Source organism: Streptomyces sp. SID10853 (assembly GCF_010548145.1).
Taxonomy (GTDB): Bacteria; Actinomycetota; Actinomycetes; order Streptomycetales; family Streptomycetaceae; genus Streptomyces.
In genome coordinates this window covers 12,584-32,690 of record NZ_JAAGLN010000062.1, presented here as the reverse complement: position 1 = coordinate 32,690, position 20,107 = coordinate 12,584, and the positions used below count along the sequence as shown (strand labels likewise).

Here is a 20,107-nt window from a genome sequence, read left to right as displayed (position 1 = left end):
GCGGCCGCGCTCAAGGACGGCCGGCAGCTGCTGTTCGGGCTGCGGTTCTCCTCGATCGCCGGGCACGGCTCGACCAACACGCGCGAGATCGTGCTGCTCCAACAGCGCACGCCCGGCGGGGAGTTCGCGGCGTGGACGGGGCTCGGCAACCCGGAGAGCGACCCGGACCGCGGCCGCCGCATCGGCGTGCCCGTCGCGGTCACGGACCGCGAGGGGCAGGTGCACCTCTTCGTACGCAACGCCGCCCAGGGCATCAGCACCCGGGTCCGCTCCACCACGGGAAGCTGGTCCCCCTGGCGGGACCTGGGCGGCGCCCAGATCCAGGACGGCCTCTCCGCCGCGGTCGACGCGTCGGGCCGCGTCCATGTCTTCGCCTCGGGCCGGGACACCGTGCACCACTGGGCCCAGACCGTGGCGGGCGGGCCGTTGGAGCTGCACCCTGACCCGCTTCTGCCGCTGCCGGGGGACGTGCCCGCCGCGGTCGCGGCGCCGGACGGCGGCGTGGACGTGTACTACCGCAGGCCCGCGACGGCCGCGACGACCCATGTGCACCTGGGCGGCGCCGGCACCGGATCCCGCACCGGCGCCGGGTCCGGCGGGCACTCCCCCGCCCGGCCCACGGGGCCCGTACTGCTCGGCCAGGACGACCGCGGCCGCGTCCAGCTCCTGCTGAACGGGAAGGTGCTGCGGCGTACCGACGGCGTCGTACCGCTCGCGGGAGCCACCCTGCTGACCGAGAGCGCCGGCACCCCGGGGAGGGCCGGCACCGCCGGGACCACAAGGACGCCCGGGACCACGAAGCCGGCCGGGACCACCGGAACGGCCGCCGGCACCACCGGGGACTCCCCCGGCCCGACCGTCGCCGGTCTCGGCCCCGGAGCGCTCCCCTGGCTGTGGCGGCCGGTCCGGGACGTATAGCTTCCGGGACGTACAACGTCCGGGGCCCATGGCTTCCGGAGCGCCTGGCTTCCGATACGTACAACTTTCACGGCGCCCAGCTTCCGGGACGTCTGGCCGCACCAGGCACAGGCGCCGGAACACGCACACAAACGCGCACACAGAAAGGCCCCCGGTCCGCCGACGAACGGCGGACCGGGGGCCCTCTGCTGTTACCAGGTGCTCTGTGTGAGCGACCAGGTCAGACCGTCAAGTGATTACTTGAGGATCTTGGTGACCTGGCCGGCGCCCACGGTCCGGCCACCCTCACGGATGGCGAACTTCAGGCCCTCTTCCATGGCGACGGGCTGGATCAGCGACACGGTCATGAGGGTGTTGTCCCCCGGCATGACCATCTCGGTGCCCTCGGGAAGGGTCACAACGCCCGTTACGTCCGTGGTACGGAAGTAGAACTGCGGGCGGTAGTTGTTGAAGAAGGGGGTGTGACGGCCACCCTCGTCCTTCGACAGGATGTACGCCTGGCCCTCGAACTCGGTGTGCGGCGTGACCGAACCGGGCTTGATGATGACCTGGCCGCGCTCGACGTCCTCGCGCTTGATGCCACGGAGGAGCAGACCGACGTTCTCACCGGCCTGGCCCTCGTCGAGCAGCTTGCGGAACATCTCGATGCCGGTGACCGTGGTGGTGGTCTTCTCCTGCTTGATGCCCACGATGTCAACGGTCTCGTTGACCTTGAGGACACCACGCTCGATACGACCGGTGACGACGGTGCCACGACCGGTGATCGTGAAGACGTCCTCGATCGGCATCAGGAACGGCTTCTCGACGTCACGCTCGGGCTGCGGGATCGACTCGTCGACGGCCTTCATCAGCTCGAGGACGGTGTTGCCCCACTCCTTGTCGCCCTCAAGGGCCTTGAGCGCCGAGACCTTGACGACCGGAAGGTCGTCGCCCGGGAACTCGTACTCGGAGAGGAGCTCACGGACCTCGAGCTCGACGAGCTCGAGGATCTCCTCGTCGTCCACCATGTCGGCCTTGTTCAGCGCGACAACGATGTACGGAACGCCGACCTGGCGGGCCAGGAGCACGTGCTCCTTGGTCTGCGGCATCGGGCCGTCGGTGGCCGCGACCACGAGGATGGCGCCGTCCATCTGCGCCGCACCCGTGATCATGTTCTTGATGTAGTCGGCGTGACCCGGGCAGTCGACGTGCGCGTAGTGACGCTGCTCCGTCTGGTACTCGACGTGCGCGATCGAGATCGTGATACCGCGCTGGCGCTCCTCGGGAGCCTTGTCGATCTGGTCGAAGGCCGAGGCCTCGTTCAGGTCCGGGTACGCGTCATGCAGCACCTTGGTAATGGCGGCCGTGAGGGTCGTCTTACCGTGGTCAATGTGACCGATGGTGCCGATGTTGACGTGCGGCTTAGTCCGCTCGAACTTCGCCTTCGCCACTGGGTCCTCCTGGAGTGGTTCTGTACGCCTTGCTTCATCGGCGCCAGGTGATCTTTGCTGGGATGCCGGGGCCCGGGGCACCCGTCGCATTGCTTGCGCTCTGCGTCGAATGCCCCAGTGGCTCCGGTGATAAGCCTAAAGCGTGGACTCGGAAGAGTTACTCGCCCTTGGCCTTCGCGATGATCTCCTCGGCGACGTTCCGCGGAACCTCGGCGTAGGAGTCGAACTGCATCGAGTAGCTTGCGCGACCCGAGGTCTTGCTGCGGAGGTCTCCGACGTAGCCGAACATCTCCGAGAGGGGCACGAGGCCCTTCACGACGCGAGCGCCGCTGCGCTCCTCCATGGCCTGGATCTGGCCACGGCGGGAGTTGAGGTCGCCGATGACATCGCCCATGTAGTCCTCGGGCGTGGTGACCTCGACGGCCATCATCGGCTCCAGGAGCACGGGGGACGCCTTGCGGGCACCCTCCTTGAACGCCTGCGAACCGGCGATCTTGAAGGCGAGCTCCGAGGAGTCCACCTCGTGGTAGCCACCGTCGAGAAGGGTGATGCGGACACCCACCATCTCGTAACCGGCGAGGATGCCGAACTTCATGGCTTCCTGCGCGCCCGCGTCCACCGAGGGGATGTACTCACGGGGGATGCGGCCACCGGTGACCTTGTTCACGAATTCGTAGCTCGCGTCGCCGCCCTCGATGGGCTCCATCGCGATCTGCACCTTCGCGAACTGGCCGGTACCACCAGTCTGCTTCTTGTGCGTGTAGTCGATACGGTCGACGGTCTTGCGGATCGTCTCGCGGTACGCGACCTGGGGCTTGCCGACGTTCGCCTCGACGCGGAACTCGCGCTTCATGCGGTCGACGAGCACCTCGAGGTGAAGCTCGCCCATACCACCGATGATGGTCTGGCCGGTCTCCTCCTCGGAGTGGACCTGGAAGGAGGGGTCCTCCTCCGAGAGCCGCTGGATGGCGACACCCAGCTTCTCCTGGTCACCCTTGGACTTGGGCTCGATGGCGACCTCGATGACCGGCGCCGGGAAGTCCATGGACTCCAGGATCACCGGCTGCTTGTCGTCGCAGAGCGTCTCACCGGTCGTGGTCTGCTTCAGCCCCATGACGGCGATGATGTCGCCCGCGCCCACCGACGCGATCTCCTCACGCTTGTTCGCGTGCATGCGGTAGATCTTGCCGATGCGCTCCTTCTTGCCCTTGACCGAGTTCAGCACCGCGGTGCCGGCCTCGAGGCGGCCCGAATAAATCCGGACGAAGGTGAGCTTGCCGAGGTGCGGGTCGCTCGCGATCTTGAACGCAAGACCGGAGAACGGCTCGTCGTCGGACGGCTGGCGCTTGACGACGGTCTCGGGGTCCTTGACGTCGTGGCCCTCGATGGCCTCGACGTCCAGGGGGGACGGCAGGTAGCGGACGACCGCGTCGAGCAGGGGCTGAACGCCCTTGTTCTTGAAGGCCGTACCGCAGAAGACGGGAGTGACGGTGACGGAGTCCGCGGAGCCCTTGGAAGCAAGGGTGATCCGGCGGATGGCCGCGTACAGCTGCTCCTCGGTGGGCTCCTGGCCCTCCAGGTACAGCTCCATCATCTCGTCGTCGTTCTCCGAGACGGCTTCGAGCAGCTTGCCGCGCCACTCGTCGGCCGCCTCGATGTGCGTCTCCGGGATGTCGACGGTGTCGTACATCTCGCCCTTGGACGCCTCGGCGGACCAGACGAACGCCTTCATGGTGACGAGGTCGACGACACCCTTGAAGTCGGCCTCGGCGCCGATCGGGAGCTGCATGACCAGCGGCACCGCACCGAGGCGGTCGACGATCATGTCGACGCAGCGGTGGAACTCGGCACCGGTACGGTCCAGCTTGTTGACGAAGCAGATACGCGGCACGCCGTAGCGGTCCGCCTGACGCCAGACGGTCTCGGACTGCGGCTCGACGCCCGCGACACCGTCGAACACGGTGACAGCGCCGTCGAGGACGCGGAGCGAACGCTCCACCTCGACGGTGAAGTCGACGTGACCCGGGGTGTCGATGATGTTGATCGTGTGATCGACATCGTTGAGCGGCCAGTGGCAGGTCGTCGCGGCCGACGTGATCGTGATGCCGCGCTCCTGCTCCTGCTCCATCCAGTCCATCGTGGCTGCGCCGTCGTGGACTTCACCGATCTTGTAGCTCACACCGGTGTAGAAGAGGATCCGCTCAGTGGTGGTCGTCTTGCCCGCGTCGATGTGGGCCATGATCCCAATGTTGCGGACCTTGGCCAGGTCAAGCGAAGTGGTGGCCATAAGGCTCAATCTTCTCTCGGTCTCGATGTGGGTAGCGACTACCAGCGGTAGTGCGCGAAGGCCTTGTTGGACTCGGCCATCTTGTGGGTGTCCTCACGCTTCTTGACGGCAGCGCCAAGACCGTTCGAGGCGTCGAGCAGCTCGTTGGTGAGCCGCTCGGTCATCGTCTTCTCGCGACGGGCGCGGGAGTAGCCGACGACCCAGCGCAGCGCGAGGGTGGCGGCGCGACCGGGCTTGACCTCGATCGGCACCTGGTAGGTGGCGCCACCGACACGGCGGGACTTGACCTCGAGAGACGGCTTGACGTTCTCGAGAGCGCGCTTCAGCGTGATGACCGGGTCGGCGCCGGTCTTCTCGCGCAGGCCCTCCATGGCGCCGTACACGATCCGCTCGGCGGTGGAACGCTTGCCGTTCAGCAGGATCTTGTTGATCAGCGAGGTGACAAGAGGAGAACCATAGACCGGGTCAATGATGACCGGGCGCTTCGGGGCGGGGCCCTTACGAGGCATTCTTACTTCTCCTTCTTGGCGCCGTAGCGGCTGCGGGCCTGCTTGCGGTTCTTGACACCCTGGGTGTCGAGCGAACCGCGGATGATCTTGTAGCGAACACCGGGCAGGTCCTTCACACGGCCACCACGCACGAGCACGATCGAGTGCTCCTGCAGGTTGTGTCCCTCACCCGGGATGTAGGCCGTGACCTCAATGCCGGAGGTCAGACGAACACGCGCGACCTTGCGGAGCGCCGAGTTGGGCTTCTTCGGGGTGGTCGTGAAGACACGGGTGCAGACACCACGACGCTGGGGCGAGCCCTCGAGCGCGGGAGTCTTGTTCTTCTCGACCTTGTCCTGCCGGCCCTTCCGGACCAGCTGCTGGATCGTAGGCACTACTTCTCCGGTTTCTGTGTGCCGTGTAGTGAAACTAACCTGGAACAACTCCGACCCACGCGGTCGGGTGTGTCGAATACTGCAGACCCCCGCCGACATGGCGGGAAGGGCACAGATTGCGGTGGTCACTTACAGCTCGTCATGCGGTTGAAGACACGCACAGGAGCCAGGGCACACCCCAGGCACAAGGTCAGAGCGTACCTACCGCATCGACTGTGGTCAAAACAAATGCGAAGCTCCCCCGCGCACCATGTTTCTTCACCGAGGGCGACGCCTGCCGCTCGGGCTGTCTTCTCGTTCCTGCCCGGCACGGATGCTGCTTTCAGTAACTTGTCCCTGCAGGCCGCCACTGGGGGACGGAGAACGGTCATGGTGCAGGTACCGGCCCCGGGAGCAGACGGTCTCGACGACCGAGTGCCCTTCCTGGCCCGCCTCGAAGAAGGAGACCGTGGCGCGCTGCTCACTCTCGGTCGCGAGATGCGGTTCGCCCCACGAAGCGTGCTCGTGCGGGAGTACGAACCGTCGGCTCACGTCCTGATCGTCCTCAGCGGCTGGACCAAGGTGACGGCCACCGCACCCAATGGGTACGTGGTGCTGCTGGCGCTGCGCGGCCCCGGAGACATCATCGGCGAATCCGCCGCCCTCACCGGTCGTCCGCGATCGGCCACCGTCACAGCACTGGAAGCGGTACGGGCCAGGACGATCGACTACAACGGGTTCCGGACATACCTGTCCGAGTTCCCCGACGCCGCGATGCAGTTGCTCGGCCTGGCCAGCGACCGCACCCGCGCCGGTGACCAGCGGCGGCTGCAGTTCGCTTCACTCACCGTGCGTGAGCGCCTCGCCGTACTGCTGCTGGAGCTGGCCAGGGCCCACGGACGGGCGGTGCCGGAAGGCATCGAACTGGCTGTACCGCTGAGCAAGGTCGAGCTCGCTGGTTCCATCAGCGCCTCGCGGGAGATGGTTCAGCGGCTTCTCAAGGAACTGCGAGAACGCAAGGTCGTCGTGACAGGGCGCCGCACATTGATCATCTTGCGCCCGGACGTACTGCGACGGATCGGTGCGGGCGCCTGACCGTGTGCGCAGAGGGCCCGCCCTCTGTGCACACGGTCACACTTCCTCAGTGCCGTCTGTCCTCACCGTCGGTATCCGGTTCCGGTCACTCTGTCGCCGTACGGCAAACCGACCGAGAGGCACCCATGAGCACCCCCGTGAACCAGACCCTTCTCCTGCTGGACATCGAGCGCTACAGCGACAGAACCGACGTCGAGCAGGCGTATCTGCGGCGCATGCTCTACGACATCGCCGACGGCACCCTGGCCGCTGCCTCCATCGACGAGTCCCAGCGGAAGCGCGCAGACCGCGGCGACTCCGTGATGGAGCTGATCGACGCCAATGCATCGGTCAGTGCCTTGCTACGCGCCCTGATCACAGAGCTGCCCCTCCAACTGCGGGCTACCAATCAGCGGGCCTCCAGCAGCGCCCAGATCCGGCTGCGCGCCGTCCTGTCGACCGGCTATGTCGCCGTTGATGACAGGAACGGCTGGGTCGGCTCCGACCTGAACCACGCCTGCCGACTGCTCGACGCCAAACTGCTCCGGAGCGCACTGCGGGAGCGCTCCGACGATTTCGCGCTCTGCGTGTCGGACTCCGTACACCAGGGAATCGTCCGGCACGGCCATCCCGGAATCCGGCCGGAGGACTTCCGTCCCATTACTCCGGAGAGCAAGAACGGGCCGCTGTCGGCCTGGCTGTACGGGCCATTGCCGTCTGCCGGGGCCGCCCCGGCAGACGCTGCAACCGGCACGCCCCCCGTGACGCCGGCAGGGCAGGCGGGACTGGGCTCCGTACACGTCATGGGTGACCAGTACGGCGTAGCCGGTGGCACAGTGCACGGCGGGGCCAACTTCACCTTCGGTCACCGTCCCGGAGGAAACCGGTGACGGACACGGGCGAAGCGGGGAAGTCCGCGGGGAGCGCTCCGGACGGGGAGAAGACCGATGAGGAGAAGGTCCAGGACTCGGAAGAGGCAGGTCAGGAGCAGCGGCCGCCCGCCTGGGCCGCCAGGCTGGACCTCATCGAGCACAGCCCGGTGGGCCTGGCCAGTGTCCTGGTCGAGGGCGCGCAGTACGGAATGGCCGGGGGCGAGGTACACGGAGACGTCATCTACCAGTTCGGCGCATATGCCGAACCTCGTCCACTCTCCGGTGAGATCCCGGCGGACGACGTGGCGCGGCTGTCCATGGTCTTCACCGAAGGTCCGCGTTTCGCCGAGGCGCTGATCCGGCTGCGTGAGGAGCGGGTCCTGGTCCTGACAGGCAGCCGGGCCACCGGACGCAGCTCGGCCGGCCTGATGCTGCTGCACAGACTGGGGCTCGGCCAGATCCGGTTGCTCCCCTCCGACACTCCGCCGGCCGCCGTGCGCGATGAGCTCGACTGCGCGGCGGGCTACCTCCTGGCCGACATTGCCGTCAGCCGAAACCGGCCCCTGCAACAGGTGCATCTGCATGCCATTCGGGAGCAGCTGACCCGCAGCGGCGGTCACCTGGTGATCACGGTGGCCGAGTCGGCTTCCTACGGTGAACTGGCGTCGCTGCCCTGGGAGCCACCCCTGGCCATGGATGTTCTGGCGTCCCATGTCCGTGCCGCGGAGGGGGTCGCGGGATGGGATCGGGTACGCGGTCTGACGGCAGTCGACACGTTTCTCGAAAGGGACCACCCTCCAGGAGAGGCCGCGGCCTTCGCGGGCCAACTCGTCGCCGTCGCCGCGGGCACCGCCGAAGAAGCCAGTCTTGTCTCCTTCGGGGAGACGACCGTGCAGACACAGATCGAGTCCTGGCTGACCGGGAAGGATTTTTCCCTGCACGACAGGGCCTTTCTGGTCTCCCTCGGTGTGTTCGACGACGCGCCCTACGCAGTCGCCGCCGAATTGGCCGACGGGTTGTTCACCCGCCTCCAGCAGATCGAGAGCCCCTACCAGCCCAGTGGTGTCGCGGTATTCGGCAGTTCACGGAGCTCCCGTCTCGATCAGATCAGGGCACGTGGTTACGAGGCGCCCGAGACGACAGTCTGGGGCGCCGTGCCCCAGTACATGGCCACCTTCCGGGACGGCCGCGTGGCACCTCAACTGCTGGACACCGTATGGATGCTGTACCCCTCGGCACGGCCCGCGCTGGTCGGCTGGCTCCGTGAACTCGCTGCCGACGGGCGCCCTCTCGTACGGACCCGGGCGTCGGCAGCGGCTGCCCTCCTCACCCGCTCCGACCTGTCGTCGGGCCTCGCCCATCTCATCGAACCGTGGGCCGATTCCCGCAGCTATACCGCTCGGCTGGCCGCAGCCAACGCTCTTACTCTGGCGCACCTGCTGCACGCCGTCGCGATTCCGCAGATCCTCCATACCTGGTGCACCGGCGATGACGAGAACCGCCGCTGGACAGCGATCCGGGCCTACGGTCTGCTCGGCCCGGTGCTGCCCGATGATGCCCTGCAGGCATTGACCACAGCGGCACGCGAGTACTGCCGAAAGGAGGAGGACCGCAGGAAGCGCCGCGAGAAGGAAGAGGAGAGCGAGGAACTCCGGGAGCTGGTCGAGGCGATACAGCTATTGCTGCTCGCTGCCCGCGGGCCCGTACTCGCCAAGCTGGTGCTGCTCGTCGAACAGGACCGCGCCGTGAGCAATCCGGCCATCGGAGCGTTTCTGCTCGCCTGTGAGCAGCCGGTCAGCGAGGCGGACGACCGCCCTCTCGTCCTGGACTGGTACAGGACGGCTCTGCAGACGGCACCGTGCGAAGCACAGCAGTTGACCAGGCTGTGGGGTGCGGCGCTCGAAGATCCCCGCCACACCGGCCAGGCGGTACTGACCCTGCGTGCGTGGGTGGGGATCGCCGACCGGGTGCCGGAGGCGGAGGCGGCGCTGACCGTGCTGCTCCCAGGGCTCGCCCAGTATCCGTCACACCACCGGCGCCTCGAACATCTGCTGCGCACCGTGTGGAGCGCGGAAAGAGGCTTCCGTCTGCCCGTCGCCGACCGGCTGCTGGCATGCCTTCCTCACTGAGCGGGCCCGTACGAGGAGAACTCCATGTCTGAATTCCCGCTTCCGCCAGAACCGCCTCAGCCCGGCAACGGAGCCGACCCGCTCAAGGACCCCGTGCTCACCGTCCGGCAACTCACCCGCTTCACCTACCTGGGCCGACGGCCGGCCCTGCACAGTGACCATGCTCTGGTCTTCTTCACTGCCGAGGGCGACTATGAGGTCTTCATGCCTCCCCGGCGTCCTCGCCGTAGCGATGTCTTCGGCAAACGCTATATCGCGGTCTACGAGGTGGACGTGGGCCTGCACCCGGTCTCTCTGCCTGCCGCGCTGCCCAGCGCCATCGACGCTTTCAGTTTCGAGAGCGTCGCCGATCTCACCTGGCAAGTCGTGGACCCGGCCAAAGTGATCACGACAGGGGTACGTGACGTGCCCGCGCTGCTCGGCCCCCGTCTCGGCGGAATCCTGCGGGAAGCGAGCCGACGTCACCGGATCGATGCCGTCCCGGATGCCGAGTCGGCCGTTCAGAAGGCGTTCGACACCGCACCACCGATCGCCGCAGCGGAAGGCCTGAAGGTCGGCTGCACCGTAAGACTGCGCACGGACGAAGGTGAACGGACGCAGAGCCGCCGGCTGCGTACCGCCCGGCACGAGGCAGTCGCTTCGCCCCCGGAACACGGGATCAGGCTGGCCGAGCTGCGACGGGAGCTCGAAGAGCAGGACTACAAACAACGGATCACGGCGGAGCGGATCGGGTTCTACCGCTCGCACTTGTCGGAGGGCAGTTCTGCCGCTCTGGTGCTCCACCTTGTCGAGCACCCCGAGGACACAGCCCTGGTCGTGAAGAACCTGCACGATGAACAGGCTCAGCTGGTGAAGAACCAGCTCGACATGGTGGACCGCATCCTGGCGGAGCACGGTCTGGAGAGCTACCAGATGGAGAAGCCCAAGAACTACGTGATCGAGACCATGAACCGGTTGCTGTCCCAGTCCTCTCCCGCCCAGCCTCGGCAAGACACGAAACTGTTCCTGCCCGCCCCGGACGTGGGCACCGGCACCGGCACCGGCACCGGCACCGGCACCGAGAGCGTGGTCCGCCCGTGACCGCCGCCGACCCACCGGAGGCCCGTTCTTCTGTAGACGGGCGAGCCTCGGAGAAGCTCCTCGACAGCCTCCGTTCCGAGATCGGCCGGGCCGACAGCAAAGCCGCCGTCCTGATGGCTGCGCTCGGTCTGGCCAGCAGCGTCCATGCCACGCTGCTCGTCGGCCGGAATTGGTCCCCCTGGCACCTCTCCACGGCGGGACAGTGCCTGTACTGGCTCGGCGTCGCCGGGCTGGTCAGTGCGCTCCACTCACTGCTTCTCGCCGTACGCCCGCGCTACAGCGCGGGCGGCTGGCAGCCGGGCAGGCCTCTCACCCACTTCGCGGACGTGCAACGCGCCTGCGCTCTGGGACTGCTGGCCGATTCTCTCCCCACAACGGAACGCCGTCAGGCGTCACCGGCTCTGCTCATCGCGCTGGCCGAGACCAGTCGTATCGCGGGGCGAAAGCATCACTGGATTCGCTTGGGGGTGCTTGCTTTCACCGTCGCGACCCTTCTGATGCCCGCGGCTCTCCTCATCGGCTGACCACTACTGGACCGCGAACAGACAAGGAGTCCATTCGTGCGACCGTCGCCCGACCCGTCCCCGGCCGATCCCGGCCTTCGCTTTCAGCAAGGCCGCGTCCACATCAATGCACGCCGACGCCGAGCCGATGCCATCACGCTGGGCCACCTCGCCCTGCACATACCCCAGGCGCTTGTCAGCTTGCTGGTCGTGGTCGGCCCGTCAGCCTTCTTCGCGATACTCACCGGCGTACCCGTCTGGGCATGGGCCGGGGCGTGGCTGCTCAGCGGCGTTCTCGCCTTCTGGCAGCCAGTCGAAGCCATGCTGGCCCGTTTCTTCCTCGGGCTTCACCGCCCCACTCCCGCAGAACTGGCCCGGCTGAGGCCCGTGTGGCGCGAGGTGACTGCGCGGGCGGGTGTGGACAGCGCCGCGTACACCCTCTGGGTGGAGGAGAGCTCATCGACCGCCGCGTCACCGGCGACCGGCCGCATCGTGGGAGTGACGACCTACGCACTGGAACGTCTGCCCGAGGGGCAACTCGCCGCCGCGCTCGCGCACGAACTGGGACACCACGCGGGCGGCCATGCCTGGGCCGGACGGTTGGCCTACTGGTACTCGCTGCCCGCCAGTCTCGCCTGGCATCTTCTGCGGATGGTCGTTGCGAGGATCAGAAAGAAGTCGGCGGGTTCGGCGGTACTACTCCTCCTGGCAGTCACCGCCGGTGCACTGTACGCGGTGATCCTGACCCATGGGCTGGTCCTGCTGGCCCTGACCGCACCGTTCCTGATCGCCGCAGTCGGTCGCAGCGCGGAGCTACGCGCCGATCGGTTCGCGAGCAGCCTAGGACTCGAACCTCAGCTGACCGTGCTGCTGAGCAACATGCCCGTGCCGGACCGCAACGGCGGGAGAGACAAGGGGATGACAAGTCCCCTGACCCGGCTGCTGACGTCCCGTCCGGACTACCGCACCCGGCTGCACGCCCTTCACCGCCGCATTCCGCCGGCCCGCTGACAGCCGAAGGGCGGCCACCCCGCAGGATGACCGCCCTTCGTCAGACATGCGCCTTACTGGTTGTACGGACCGTAGTCGTAGTCCTCCAGCGGGACGGCCTGGCCGGAGCCGGTGCCGAACGGCGAGTAGTCGATGTCGTCGTAGCCGACGGCCGAGTACATCGCGGCCTTGGCCTCCTCGGTGGGCTCCACCCGGATGTTGCGGTAACGGGCGAGGCCCGTACCGGCCGGGATGAGCTTACCGATGATGACGTTCTCCTTGAGGCCGATCAGGGAGTCCGACTTGGCGTTGATCGCCGCGTCGGTCAGGACCCTGGTCGTCTCCTGGAAGGACGCCGCCGACAGCCACGACTCGGTGGCCAGCGACGCCTTGGTGATACCCATCAGCTGCGGACGGCCGGAGGCCGGGTGGCCGCCTTCCGTGACCACACGACGGTTCTCGGTCTCGAACTTCGAGCGCTCGACGAGCTCGCCCGGCAGCAGCTCCGCGTCGCCGGACTCGATGATCGTCACCCGGCGCAGCATCTGCCGGATGATGATCTCGATGTGCTTGTCGTGGATCGACACGCCCTGCGAGTTGTAGACCTTCTGGACTTCGCCGACCAGGTGGACCTGGACCGCACGCTGGCCGAGGATGCGCAGCACGTCGTGCGGGTTGGTGGCACCCACGGTGAGCTTCTGGCCCACCTCGACGCGGTCGCCCTCGCCCACGAGCAGACGGGCCCGCTTGGAGATCGGGAAGGGCGTCTCCTCGCTGCCGTCGTCCGGGGTGACGACGAGCTTCTTCGTCTTCTCGGTCTCCTCGATGCGGACGGTGCCCGCGGCCTCGGAGATCGGCGCGACACCCTTGGGCGTACGGGCCTCGAAGAGCTCGACGACACGCGGCAGACCCTGCGTGATGTCGTCACCGGCCACACCACCGGTGTGGAAGGTACGCATCGTCAGCTGGGTGCCGGGCTCACCGATGGACTGGGCGGCGATGATGCCGACCGCCTCACCGATGTCGACCAGCTTGCCGGTGGCCAGCGAGCGTCCGTAGCAGAAGGCACAGGTGCCGACCGCGGACTCACAGGTCAGGACCGAGCGGGTCTTGACCTCCTCGACACCGGCGCCCACCAGGGCGTCGATCAGGACGTCACCGAGGTCGACATTGGCCGGCGCGATGACCTTGCCGTCGATGACGACGTCCTCGGCGAGCATGCGGGCGTAGACCGAGGTCTCGACGTCCTCCGTCTTGCGGAGCACACCGTCCTCGCCCTTGACCGCGATCTTGAGCTTCAGACCGCGCTCGGTGCCGCAGTCCTCCTCGCGGATGATCACGTCCTGCGAGACGTCCACCAGACGACGGGTCAGGTAACCCGAGTCGGCGGTACGCAGGGCGGTGTCCGCGAGGCCCTTACGGGCACCGTGGGTGGAGATGAAGTACTCCAGAACGGAGAGACCCTCACGGAACGACGCCTTGATGGGACGCGGGATGGTCTCGTTCTTCGCGTTCGACACCAGACCACGCATACCGGCGATCTGCCGCATCTGCATCATGTTTCCTCGGGCACCCGAGTCAACCATCATGAAGATGGGGTTCGTCTTGGGGAAGTTCGCGTTCATCGCCTCGGCGACCTCGTTGGTCGCCTTGGTCCAGATCGCGATGAGCTCCTGCGTGCGCTCGTCCTTGGTGATCAGACCGCGCTCGTACTGCTTCTGGACCTTCTCGTCCTGGGCCTCGTAGCCCTGGACGATGGCCTTCTTGGCCTCCGGGACGACGATGTCCGAAACGGCGACGGTGACGCCGGAACGGGTCGCCCAGTGGAAGCCCGCCGCCTTCAGGTTGTCGAGCGTCGCCGCCACGATGACCTTGGGGTAGCGCTCGGCCAGGTCGTTGACGATCTCGGAGAGCTGCTTCTTGCCCACCGAGTAGTCGACGAACGGGTAGTCCTCGGGCAGCAGCTCGTTGAAGAGCGCGCGGCCCAGGGTCGTACGCAGCCGGAAGGTGTCGCCCGGCTGGTACTCGGGCTCGCCCGGCTCGGCGACCGGCGGCACCCAGCCACGCGGCGGGATGGTGCCCACCGGGAAGCGGATGTCGACCTTCGCCTGCAGCGACAGCTCGCGGTTGTCGAAGGCCATGATCGCCTCGGCCGCGGAGCCGAAGTTCCGGCCCTCGCCGATGACCTTGCGCTCCGCCTCGTCCGTCGTGAGGAAGAACAGTCCGAGCACCATGTCCTGGGTCGGCATGGTGACGGGACGGCCGTCGGCCGGCTTCAGGATGTTGTTCGAGGACAGCATCAGAATGCGGGCCTCGGCCTGCGCCTCTGCCGACAGCGGCAGGTGGACGGCCATCTGGTCACCGTCGAAGTCCGCGTTGAACGCGGTGCAGACGAGCGGGTGGATCTGGATGGCCTTGCCCTCGACCAGCTGCGGCTCGAACGCCTGGATACCCAGACGGTGCAGGGTCGGCGCACGGTTCAGCAGCACCGGGTGCTCGGCGATGACCTCTTCGAGGACGTCGTACACCACGGTGCGGCCGCGCTCGACCATGCGCTTGGCCGACTTGATGTTCTGCGCGTGGTTCAGGTCCACCAGGCGCTTCATCACGAACGGCTTGAAGAGCTCCAGCGCCATGGCCTTCGGCAGACCGCACTGGTGCAGCTTGAGCTGCGGGCCGACGACGATCACGGAACGCGCGGAGTAGTCCACACGCTTGCCGAGGAGGTTCTGGCGGAACCGGCCCTGCTTGCCCTTGAGCATGTCGCTCAGGGACTTCAGGGGACGGTTGCCGGGACCGGTGACCGGGCGACCGCGGCGGCCGTTGTCGAACAGCGCGTCGACGGCCTCCTGCAGCATCCGCTTCTCGTTGTTCACGATGATCTCGGGGGCACCGAGGTCGAGGAGACGCTTGAGGCGGTTGTTGCGGTTGATCACACGGCGGTACAGGTCGTTCAGGTCGGAGGTCGCGAAACGGCCACCGTCCAGCTGCACCATCGGACGCAGGTCCGGCGGGATGACCGGTACGCAGTCCAGCACCATGCCCTTGGGCTTGTTGCTGGTCTGCAGGAACGCGGAGACGACCTTGAGGCGCTTGAGCGCACGGGTCTTCTTCTGGCCCTTGCCGGTACGGATGATCTCGCGGAGGCGCTCGGCCTCCTCGTCGAGGTCGAAGGACTCGAGGCGCTTCTGCAGGGCGGCAGCACCCATGCAGCCGTCGAAGTACGTGCCGAAGCGGTCACGCAGCTCGCGGTAGAGCAGCTCGTCGCCCTCCAGGTCCTGGACCTTGAGGCTCTTGAAGCGGCTCCACACCTCGTCGAGACGGTCGATCTCGCGCTGCGCACGGTCACGCAGCTGCTTCATCTCGCGCTCGGCGCCTTCGCGCACCTTGCGGCGCACGTCGGCCTTGGCGCCCTCGGCCTCCAGCTCGGCCAGGTCGGTCTCGAGCTTCTTGGCGCGGGCCTCCAGGTCGGAGTCGCGGCGGTTCTCGACCTGCTGGCGCTCGACGGAGACGTGTGCCTCCAGCGAGGGCAGGTCGCGCGTCCGGCGCTCCTCGTCCACAAAGGTGATCATGTACGCGGCGAAGTAGATGACCTTTTCGAGGTCCTTCGGCGCGAGGTCGAGCAGGTAGCCCAGACGCGAAGGGACACCCTTGAAGTACCAGATGTGGGTGACGGGAGCGGCCAGCTCAATGTGGCCCATCCGCTCACGGCGCACCTTGGCGCGAGTGACCTCGACGCCGCAGCGCTCACAGATGATGCCCTTGAAGCGGACACGCTTGTACTTGCCGCAGTAGCACTCCCAGTCCCGGGTGGGGCCGAAGATCTTCTCGCAGAAGAGTCCGTCCTTCTCGGGCTTGAGGGTGCGGTAGTTGATGGTCTCCGGCTTCTTCACTTCGCCGTGGGACCAGGTCCGGATGTCGTCCGCGGTGGCGAGGCCAATCCGCAGCTCGTCGAAGAAGTTGACGTCGAGCACTTGTCGTCAATCCCTCTTTCGGGGGTTCGAGCCCCTCGCGTCAGCGAGAAAAATGGGCACTTCAGCAATGGTCTGAACGGGTCCGGGGAGAGCCGGCCGCCTCAGAGCGAGGCGGCCGGACAACCCGTCAGACCTCTTCGACGCTGCTCGGCTCTCGCCGGGACAGGTCGATACCGAGCTCCTCCGCTGCACGGAAGACGTCCTCGTCCGTGTCGCGCATCTCGATGGACATGCCGTCAGATGACAGCACCTCCACGTTGAGGCAGAGCGACTGCATCTCCTTGATGAGCACCTTGAAGGACTCGGGAATGCCGGGCTCGGGGATGTTCTCGCCCTTGACGATGGCCTCGTAGACCTTCACGCGGCCGGTCACGTCGTCGGACTTGATCGTCAGCAGCTCCTGGAGGGCGTAAGCGGCGCCATAAGCCTCCAGCGCCCACACCTCCATCTCACCGAAGCGCTGTCCACCGAACTGAGCCTTACCACCCAGCGGCTGCTGGGTGATCATCGAGTACGGGCCGGTCGACCGCGCGTGCAGCTTGTCGTCGACCAGGTGGTGGAGCTTGAGGATGTACATGTACCCGACGGAGACCGGGTCCGGGAACGGCTCGCCGGAGCGGCCGTCGAACATCCGGGCCTTGCCGGACGGGAGGACCATGCGGTCACCGTCGCGGTTCGGGATGGTGGACTCGAAGAGACCGGAGATCTCGTCCTCGCGCGCACCGTCGAAGACCGGGGTGGCGACGTTGGTGCCGGCGGCCACGTCGTCGGCGCCGATGGACTTGAGGCGCTCCATCCACTCCTCGTTGCCCTCGACCTTCCAGCCCTGGCTGGCGAGCCAGCCGAGGTGGATCTCCAGGACCTGGCCCGGGTTCATCCGGGACGGGACACCCAGCGGGTTGAGGATGATGTCGACCGGGGTGCCGTCCTCCAGGAACGGCATGTCCTCGATCGGCAGGATCTTCGAGATGACGCCCTTGTTGCCGTGACGGCCGGCGAGCTTGTCACCGTCGGTGATCTTGCGCTTCTGCGCGACGTAGACGCGGACCAGCTGGTTCACGCCGGGCGGCAGCTCGTCGCCCTCTTCGCGGTCGAAGACGCGGACGCCGATGACCTTGCCGATCTCGCCGTGCGGCACCTTCAGCGAGGTGTCGCGCACTTCGCGCGCCTTCTCACCGAAGATCGCACGGAGCAGGCGCTCCTCCGGGGTGAGCTCGGTCTCGCCCTTGGGCGTGACCTTGCCGACCAGGATGTCGCCGGCGACGACGTCGGCACCGATACGGATGATGCCGCGCTCGTCGAGGTCGGCGAGGACCTCTTCGGAGACGTTCGGGATGTCCCGGGTGATCTCCTCCGGGCCGAGCTTGGTGTCACGGGCGTCGACCTCGTGCTCCTCGATGTGGATCGAGGAGAGGACGTCGTCCTGCACGAGGCGCTGCGACAGGATGATCGCGTCCTCGTAGTTGTGACCTTCCCACGGCATGAAGGCGACAAGGAGGTTCTTGCCGAGCGCCATCTCGCCGTTCTCGGTCGCCGGGCCGTCGGCCAGCACCTGGCTCTCGATCACCCGGTCGCCCTCGTTGACGACGACCTTCTGGTTGACCGATGTGCCCTGGTTCGAGCGGGAGAACTTGGCGATGCGGTACGTCGAGTACGTGCCGTCGTCGTTGGCGATGGTGACGTAGTCCGCGGATACCTCCTGGACCACACCGTCCTTCTCCGCCTTGAGGACGTCACCGGCGTCGACCGCGCAGCGGTACTCCATGCCGGTGCCGACCAGCGGCGCCTCGGACTGGATGAGCGGCACGGCCTGACGCATCATGTTCGCGCCCATGAGGGCACGGTTGGCGTCGTCGTGCTCCAGGAACGGGATCATCGCGGTCGCGACCGACACCATCTGGCGCGGCGAGACGTCCATGTAGTCGACGTCGTCGCCGGGGATGTAGTCGACCTCGCCGCCACGACGGCGGACCAGGACGCGCGGTTCGGTGAACCGCATGTCCTCGGAGAGCGTCGCGTTGGCCTGGGCGATGACGAAGCGGTCTTCCTCGTCGGCCGTGAGGTAGTCGACGTCGTCGGTGACGACACCTTCGACGACCTTGCGGTACGGCGTCTCGACGAAGCCGAACGCGTTGACCCGGCCGTAGGAGGCGAGCGAACCGATCAGACCGATGTTCGGGCCTTCGGGCGTCTCGATCGGGCACATGCGTCCGTAGTGGGACGGGTGCACGTCACGGACCTCGAAGCCGGCCCGCTCACGGGAGAGACCACCCGGGCCAAGAGCCGACAGGCGGCGCTTGTGGGTGAGACCCGACAGCGGGTTGTTCTGGTCCATGAACTGGGACAGCTGGCTGGTGCCGAAGAACTCCTTGATGGAGGCGACGACGGGCCGGATGTTGATCAGGGTCTGCGGCGTGATCGCCTCGACGTCCTGGGTCGTCATGCGCTCACGCACGACGCGCTCCATCCGGGCCAGGCCGGTACGGACCTGGTTCTGGATGAGCTCGCCGACGTTGCGCAGACGGCGGTTGCCGAAGTGGTCGATGTCGTCGGTCTCGACGACGATCTGACGGCCGGACTCGCCCACCGTCTCGGTCTCGCCGGCGTGCAGCTTGACCAGGTACTTGATGGTGGCGATGACGTCGTCGCTGGTGAGCACACCTGCGTCGAGCGGCTCGTCGGCGCCGAGCTTCTTGTTCACCTTGTAGCGGCCGACCTTCGCGAGGTCGTAGCGCTTCGGGTTGAAGTAGAGGTTCTCGAGCAGCGTCTGAGCAGCCTCGCGTGTGGGCGGCTCGCCCGGACGCAGCTTGCGGTAGATGTCGAGCAGTGCGTCGTCCTGGCCCTGGGTGTGGTCCTTCTCCAGGGTGGCGCGCATCGACTCGTACTCGCCGAACTCCTCCAGGATCTGCTCAGTGGTCCAGCCGAGAGCCTTGAGGAGGACGGTGACGGACTGCTTGCGCTTGCGGTCGATGCGGACACCGACCATGTCGCGCTTGTCGATCTCCATCTCCAGCCAGGCACCCCGGGACGGGATGATCTTGGCCGAGAAGATGTCCTTGTCGGACGTCTTGTCGATGGAGGAGTCGAAGTAGACGCCGGGCGAACGGACCAGCTGCGACACCACGACACGCTCGGTGCCGTTGATGACGAACGTGCCCTTGTTGGTCATGAGCGGGAAGTCGCCCATGAAGACCGTCTGAGACTTGATCTCACCGGTCTCGTTGTTGGTGAACTCGGCCGTGACGAAGAGCGGCGCAGCGAACGTGAAGTCGCGGTCCTTGCACTCGTCGATCGAGTTCTTCGGGGGCTCGAAACGGTGGTCGCGGAACGTCAGCGACATCGACCCCGAGAAGTCCTCGATCGGCGAGATCTCTTCGAAGATCTCTTCCAGACCGGACTTGGTGGGAACGTCCTGTCCGCTCTCGAGAGCGGCCTCGACGCGACCCTTCCAAGCGGCATTACCGAGCAGCCAGTCAAAGCTTTCGGTCTGCAGCGCAAGGAGGTTCGGAACCTCGAGGGGCTCCCTGATCTTTGCAAAGGAGATGCGCAGCGGGGCGGTGCTGGCGCCGTTGTTCGTATTGGAGGTCGAGGCGTTGCGCGAGGCGGCCAAGAGGGGGTCCTTCCGAGGGCTCGGACTCACTACGCGCGTACCGGTCCCAAGCGGGGCACAGAGAGAGACATCCCAGGTCAGGGAGGGCAGTCTTCGATGCTCAAGCGTGGGCATGCCCCTGGTGACGGGCAGGAGGCAGCTAACAGGCAGCGCAAAGGGTCAGTGTAGCCATAAGGCTCACTGATGTCCAGAGCGGGTTCTGGGAGACCCTCATTCTTCTTCTCAACACCTGCGTCAAAGCTTCCCTCTTCGTCGCCGATCCATGCCTCGGATACGGATCGATGTGACGACGCGTCCTGAGAATTGCGCGCTCCGTGCGGTTCGTCAAGGCCCCCCACCCCTCGGGGGTCGCCGTCGGCCACGCTGCGGGAGCGAGAG

12 protein-coding genes and 1 pseudogene are annotated in these 20,107 nt (G+C 66.7%); 7 read left to right on the top strand and 6 right to left on the bottom strand.

The annotated features are described in order from the left end of the window. Nucleotides 1-918 (top strand): annotated as a pseudogene (locus G3I19_RS14955) (hypothetical protein); the annotation flags it as partial. A 236-nt stretch (nucleotides 919-1,154) separates the two neighbouring features. Here the strand turns inward: G3I19_RS14955 and tuf are convergent. From tuf to rpsL, 4 genes are all read right to left on the bottom strand, one after another. Beyond that, a complete protein-coding gene (tuf, locus tag G3I19_RS14950; RefSeq protein WP_164264075.1) occupies nucleotides 1,155-2,348 on the bottom strand; it encodes an elongation factor Tu in 1,194 nt (397 codons plus the stop codon). A gap of 157 nt (nucleotides 2,349-2,505) precedes the next feature. Next, the gene (gene fusA, locus G3I19_RS14945; RefSeq protein WP_164264074.1) at nucleotides 2,506-4,635 is read right to left on the bottom strand and encodes an elongation factor G; all 2,130 of its coding nucleotides are present in this window, start codon (nucleotides 4,633-4,635) and stop codon (nucleotides 2,506-2,508) included. Between the two features lie 38 nt (nucleotides 4,636-4,673). Continuing rightward, entirely contained in the window at nucleotides 4,674-5,144 is a 471-nt protein-coding gene (gene rpsG, locus G3I19_RS14940; RefSeq protein WP_164264073.1) for a 30S ribosomal protein S7, read from the bottom strand. A 2-nt stretch (nucleotides 5,145-5,146) separates the two neighbouring features. Further along, nucleotides 5,147-5,518 (bottom strand): 30S ribosomal protein S12, encoded by a 372-nt coding sequence (rpsL, locus tag G3I19_RS14935; RefSeq protein ID WP_003948652.1) that lies wholly within the window; start codon nucleotides 5,516-5,518, stop codon nucleotides 5,147-5,149. Nucleotides 5,519-5,887: 369 nt separating this feature from the next. On the opposite strand from rpsL, the gene G3I19_RS14930 reads away from it, so the two are divergent. From G3I19_RS14930 to G3I19_RS14905, 6 genes are all read left to right on the top strand, one after another. Continuing rightward, nucleotides 5,888-6,592, top strand: coding sequence for a Crp/Fnr family transcriptional regulator (locus tag G3I19_RS14930; RefSeq protein ID WP_164264072.1), 705 nt, complete (start codon nucleotides 5,888-5,890; stop codon nucleotides 6,590-6,592). A gap of 125 nt (nucleotides 6,593-6,717) precedes the next feature. Then, on the top strand, nucleotides 6,718-7,461 hold the full coding sequence (locus G3I19_RS14925) for a hypothetical protein (RefSeq protein WP_203599585.1): 744 nt from the start codon (nucleotides 6,718-6,720) through the stop codon (nucleotides 7,459-7,461). Then, nucleotides 7,458-9,572 (top strand): hypothetical protein, encoded by a 2,115-nt coding sequence (locus tag G3I19_RS14920; protein ID WP_164264071.1) that lies wholly within the window; start codon nucleotides 7,458-7,460, stop codon nucleotides 9,570-9,572. The genes G3I19_RS14925 and G3I19_RS14920 overlap by 4 nt, the downstream gene beginning before the upstream one ends. 24 nt (nucleotides 9,573-9,596) lie before the next feature. Further along, nucleotides 9,597-10,652, top strand: a complete 1,056-nt coding sequence (locus G3I19_RS14915; protein ID WP_164264070.1) for a hypothetical protein — start codon at nucleotides 9,597-9,599, stop codon at nucleotides 10,650-10,652. After that, a complete protein-coding gene (locus G3I19_RS14910) occupies nucleotides 10,649-11,176 on the top strand; it encodes a Pycsar system effector family protein (RefSeq protein ID WP_164264069.1) in 528 nt (175 codons plus the stop codon). Before G3I19_RS14915 ends, G3I19_RS14910 begins: the two co-directional genes overlap by 4 nt. Nucleotides 11,177-11,212: 36 nt before the next feature. Further along, nucleotides 11,213-12,166, top strand: coding sequence for a M48 family metalloprotease (locus G3I19_RS14905; protein ID WP_164264068.1), 954 nt, complete (start codon nucleotides 11,213-11,215; stop codon nucleotides 12,164-12,166). A gap of 53 nt (nucleotides 12,167-12,219) precedes the next feature. Here G3I19_RS14905 and G3I19_RS14900 read toward each other — a convergent pair whose 3' ends face one another. Together G3I19_RS14900 and rpoB are read right to left on the bottom strand one after the other, a co-directional pair. After that, nucleotides 12,220-16,119 carry a DNA-directed RNA polymerase subunit beta' gene (locus G3I19_RS14900; protein ID WP_164264067.1) on the bottom strand — a complete coding sequence of 1,300 codons (3,900 nt, stop codon included), beginning with the start codon at nucleotides 16,117-16,119 and terminating at the stop codon, nucleotides 12,220-12,222. Nucleotides 16,120-16,246: 127 nt separating this feature from the next. Continuing rightward, nucleotides 16,247-19,729, bottom strand: a complete 3,483-nt coding sequence (rpoB, locus tag G3I19_RS14895; protein WP_164264066.1) for a DNA-directed RNA polymerase subunit beta — start codon at nucleotides 19,727-19,729, stop codon at nucleotides 16,247-16,249. Nucleotides 19,730-20,107 lie beyond the last annotated feature (378 nt).